Below are 5,284 nucleotides of genomic sequence, written 5' to 3'. Positions count from 1 at the left end.
GTTACATGATATACTCTGAGGTTTATCTCCCATAAATGCACTTGTGCCTCCATTACCTCCAAATGCATCGGGAGCATTTGGTGTAATTACATTGTAAATTATATTTCCATAATATTCTGAGGTACCGTAATTCGAAAGTTGAATAGGACCTGTACTATTTTTATTCGCAATAATATTTCCATAATAAATATCACCAGTATTAGTAGCAAGAGCAAATGGCCTGGAAGTATTATTGGTGATTGTTAAATCAGAATAAAATATTGATCCGCCAAATCCAAGATGGCTAACTGTTGTTGTTGTATTGCTTGCTATAAATTCAACAGGACCATAAAATTTGGAGCCAGTAAAATTAATTAAGGAAGCAGTAATTTTTAATTTACTATAAAATTCGTTTGTATTACCAAATGCAGCATATGCTCCGATCAAATTAAGGTCAATCTCTGGGGAATTTGCTTCTTGTATAACATTTCTAAAATTAAGTGTACCACCTGAAAATACTTGAACATTAAAATGAGTATTGGATGAGAGATTTACTTTTCCACCATTAGTTCCTAAATAAACTGTCCCTACTGAATTGGACAATTGGATATCCCCTTTAAAAAAAATATTCCCATAATTTCCAATGGTAATATTACCAGTAGAGTAATTATTAAATTGATTCAACTTCCCTATTGTATTAAAGTTTGTTACTCCAAAATGAGAGATCGTTACCCCCCCTGATCCAAAATTATTAAAAGTACAATTACCTTTAAAAGAATAAATCCCTGATGTCTGAGTGGCCAGAGATAATGCTCCATAATTATTAAGGGTAAAGTCATCATTAAAAGTAACAACACCACTGCTATTATTTGCAACAGTGCCAGATTTTGTCAGTATAACAGATTTGTTAAATGTCCCTCCATTGATATTAAGGTTCGGACTACTAGCTGTGACAGCACCAAGAAAATTACTATTACCTCCAAATGTTAAAGTGCTACTTCCGGTTATTTCAAAATTTAAATCTGTTGCATCCTGCTGAGTTATGTTGGCTAATATCAAATTACCTTGAGTAAAACTTCCACTTGGTGAAGTTAATTTAACTCCTGGGCCTAAGGTAACTGCTCCCGATAAACCGATATAAAAATTTCCTGATGAAGAACTTTTAATTTCTATATCACCATTAAATGTGCAGGCCCCAACAGTACTAAATAGAACAGCACCAGTACTGCCCTTATTTTCAATTTTGGTAGGCCCAGAAAATATAGAAGTGCTTCCGGCATTATAAGATAGAGCTATTGTGCCTGTTGAGGAATTTATAAAGGTTGAAGTACCTTTATACTGATAGGTATTCCCTGCGTTGGTAGCTAAATAACAAATACCAGCCCCAGCATTTTCAAATGTAAAATCTCCATTAAAAACAACATTTCCGGTGGATAAAGAATTAATATTACTATTCCCTGTATTTTTAAATTTTACTCCTGCAAAAGTACCTCCAGTCAATGTAAGGATAGGTGCTTCACAATCTAACAACCCTTTATAACTGCTGCTTCCATTAAATGTTAGTGTACTTGTTCCACCAATTACAATGCTTTGATCTGTGACATCCAGCTGAGTAACATTACTTAGAGTAAGATTCCCCTTTGTAAAACTTCCAACTGGAGAAGAGATTTTTACTCCAGCACCTAAACTAACTGTTCCATTTATACCAATTTGGAAATTTCCAGAAGAAGAACTTTTCACTTCTATATCTCCATTAAATGTACATGCCCCATTATTACTGAAAGTGATAGCGCCAGTACTTCCAATATTTTCAATCTTAGTAGATCCGGTAAATGTGGAAATACTTCCAGTGTTATAGGCAATATGAATTGTACCAGTTGATGAATTTATAAATGTTGAATTTCCTTTAAATTGATAATTATTCCCTGTATAAGTTGATAAAAAACAAGTACCAGACCCAGAATTTTCGAATGTAAAATCTCCATTAAAAACAACGTTTCCGGTAGAAATAGAATTATTATTACCATTCCCTGTATTTTTTAATTTCACTTCAGATTCAAATGTATTACCTAATAATATAATTAAAGGCGCCTCACAAGTCATACTCCCTTTATAGTTACTATTTCCGTTGAATGTAAGTGTACTTGTTCCTGTTATTGATATATTTTGACTTGTAGCATCTTGTTGAGTTATGTTACTCAAATAAAGAGTCCCTTTTGTAAAACCATTTGGAGTTGAAAACACCTTAACTCCTGGCCCTAAATCAACCGTTCCTGTATAACCGATGTAAAAATTCCCTGTGGAAGAACTTTTCATTTCTATGTTTCCATTAAATATACATGCACCACCATTATTACAAAAAGTGATAGTTCCAGTACTTCCAATATTTTCAATTTTAGTAGTCCCGGTAAATGAAGAAATACTTCCAGTGTTATAGGCAACGTGAATGGAACCAGTTGATGAATTTATAAATGTTGAATTTCCCTTAAATTGATAGTTATTTCCGGTATAAGGAGCTAAATAACATGCGGCAGTCCCAGAATTTTCCAACGTAAAATCTGCATTGAAAAGAACATTCCCGATTGAGATTGAATTACTATTGCCTGTATGCTTCAATTTTACTTCAGATCCAAATGTACCGCCATTCAATACAATTAATGGTGCTTCGCAAGTTAAGGCGCCATTAAATTCAGTGTTAGGATCAATTGTTAAACTACTGGTACCATTTAGAATAAATGATTGTGGAGTACTGCCTACTTGCTTGAACTTATTAAAATATAACATTCCTGCAGAGAAACTTGGGACAGAGATTGTAGCTCCTGCGGCTAATTCAGAAGTACCTCCTCCTGTACCAAATCGAATTCCATAACTTCCTGTAGTGTTCTCAAGAATTAAATTTCCATTATAAAAGCAAGGGTAATTATAAGAAGCTTCAAAACCTATTGCAGGCGCAATCACTTTTATTGATAAGTCCTTCTTGAATGTTTCGCCAACTCCGGAAACATTGCCATTGGCAATCCTAAAAGATCCTGAGCCTGATGCGGTGAAATAGACATTTTCATAATAGGTATTGCCACCAGTAATAGAAGTACCTGTAGATAAATTAGTAAGATTCAATACCCCTTTAAACTCGGTTTTATATAATGTTAATGCATTTGTAAAAATATTCAACAATGGAAAAACTGTAGTACCACTTGATATGCTTCCAAACGTGACAGCCACAGGATTTGTACTCGTACCTATGTTTACTGTTCCAGTGCCTAATATCCCTCCTGCACCTCCGTTAATGGTTGTACTACCCTTAATATCTAGAACAAATCCACTATTTATAGTAAGACTACTTATTGACAATGTCAATGCTCCAATAGTCTGATTTGAGTTAAGTACCGGAGCTGCGGAAGTTGTACCAATCGTAATATTGTCTGTAGACCTAAACACAACCTGATTACTTCCATTAACAGGAACTGCAGCTGTACCGCTCCAGTTTAAAGGATCTTCCCAACTTGAACTGGCTGCATCATTTCTCCAGGAGTAATTTTCAGCGTATAAAACATTAGAGACCAGTAGTAAAAAAAATAATACAGAACTCCCTTTTAGTAAAAATATATACTTTGACATTTAACTTATAATCATGTTAAAAAAAGTGATCACAGTAAAATAACAACAATGATCTTCAAATTAAAGATACAGAATCTTTAAGACTTATGTAAAAACTAGTTATACTTTCAACAAAAACCTCATGTACCATTTTTATTAATCTTGTCAATGAATCATGTTTCAAAGTACCAAAATACTTCTTTATGATTAAATTATTTACTTTCATAATAGTAGCAATTATTCTCATACTCAAACTTTAAGTAAGATTTTCTATCCTTTTCATCAGTTAATACAAATGTGAATAACTTTCCGTCATTAATTCAATTCTTTCATAGTTATTACCAAATTTTGTTGTTATTGAACCCTTCTCTGGATTAGGTTTTCTAACTTAAACCCAAAAATGAGAGCAAGTTTATTAACTTGTGAGTTGTTATCCGATAAATTCGACTTCTATCAGCCCTTCTTTCCTGAATAATTGCTTGCACTCGAATAGATATAATCCTCCGGACCTCCAACATTAATGGCCTTAACAGGATTATCATGAATATTTACCAACCTGCTGATTTTCTTTAGAAGAACCTTAGAAGATATCAATATGATATCCTTTAATTTTACTGCCAATATCTCCTGCTAGTATCCGAAGTGGGCAAATTCGGGACGGCTAGAATAATTATAGATATAAATAATATTATTAAATATCGGCGGGTTTTATTTAGCCTCACACAAACATACTCCACCTTTATTAAAAAGGATTTTCTTGCAATTATAAAAAACAGAAGTGGCTGGAATATTTATTCCTGTTCCATCCAGATTTTCGAAATTTTGTTGATTATATAAATAATAAACCTTATTATAATTACGAAAATCTTCATGGGATCCGTTTTGAAATTCCACAAATTTGTAGTTTTTGTGCCTTATGAAATTATTATAAAAGACATTTCCCTCTACTAATTGAAGATCTGTGATTACAAGATTTAACCCTGATCTTGAATTAAGGTAATGCTCAAATACAAATTGCTCATAAAACCCAGAATGTTTTGACTTTCTCAGTCTATTTATTCCATAAAGATTTAATATAAAAAATAAGGTAATAAAAGTAATTATTGAACTCATCTTTATTCCTAAGGAACCTTTAACAAAGAAAAGCACAGCTAGAAGCAGGTAAACAATAAACATATTCATTGAGGCAAGCCAAGCAAAAATTCCTATCAACAAAAATAAAAAACCGCCAATATAGCTATTGATTCTGCCTAAACTATAATACAAAAAAAAAGCAGAGGCCATTGCCATTACAGGAATTACAGGAAGAAACATCCTTCCGAACAACGGAAGAGGATTATATGCTTTAAGATTTGATGATCCGTACAGAAAAAAAAGTAACATGTAAATCGAAAGATAAGCCCAGTAATAGTAAGACTCAGGAAGTTTTATCTTAATAAATGGAATAACCAATAAAGGTATAACAGAAAATAGCACTAATGTTATCATACCTGTTGCAATAAGCATTAGCAGAGGCTCGTAGGTAAGTCTTCCTATAAATTGATTTATATCTTTATCGTAATAGCTGTATGGAGAGGTATAATGTCCCTCTTGGATTACCCTTATTCTGTAAAAAAAATCGCCAGTATTTTTGTAGTAAATGTATAAATAAACGGCAATTAATATTAAAGAAACTATCAGACATGATGACCAGAATGCTATATTCTTC

Annotated in this window: 3 protein-coding genes; all 3 read right to left on the bottom strand. The window is 32.8% G+C overall.

Annotation, left to right across the window (positions count from 1 at the left end):
* Positions 1-3,597 (bottom strand): hypothetical protein (locus tag J7604_RS26075; protein WP_293903269.1); only part of this gene is annotated, 3,597 nt, incomplete at its 3' end.
* Positions 3,598-4,029: 432 nt separating this feature from the next.
* The gene (locus J7604_RS26070) at positions 4,030-4,197 is read right to left on the bottom strand and encodes a hypothetical protein (protein WP_293903266.1); all 168 of its coding nucleotides are present in this window, start codon (positions 4,195-4,197) and stop codon (positions 4,030-4,032) included.
* A gap of 87 nt (positions 4,198-4,284) precedes the next feature.
* Positions 4,285-5,284 (bottom strand): hypothetical protein (locus tag J7604_RS26065; RefSeq protein ID WP_293903263.1); only part of this gene is annotated, 1,000 nt, incomplete at its 5' end.

It is taken from the genome of Sporocytophaga sp., assembly GCF_017745095.1.
Lineage (GTDB): Bacteria > Bacteroidota > Bacteroidia > Cytophagales > Cytophagaceae > Sporocytophaga.
This window is presented reverse-complemented; position numbering and strand designations above follow the sequence as displayed.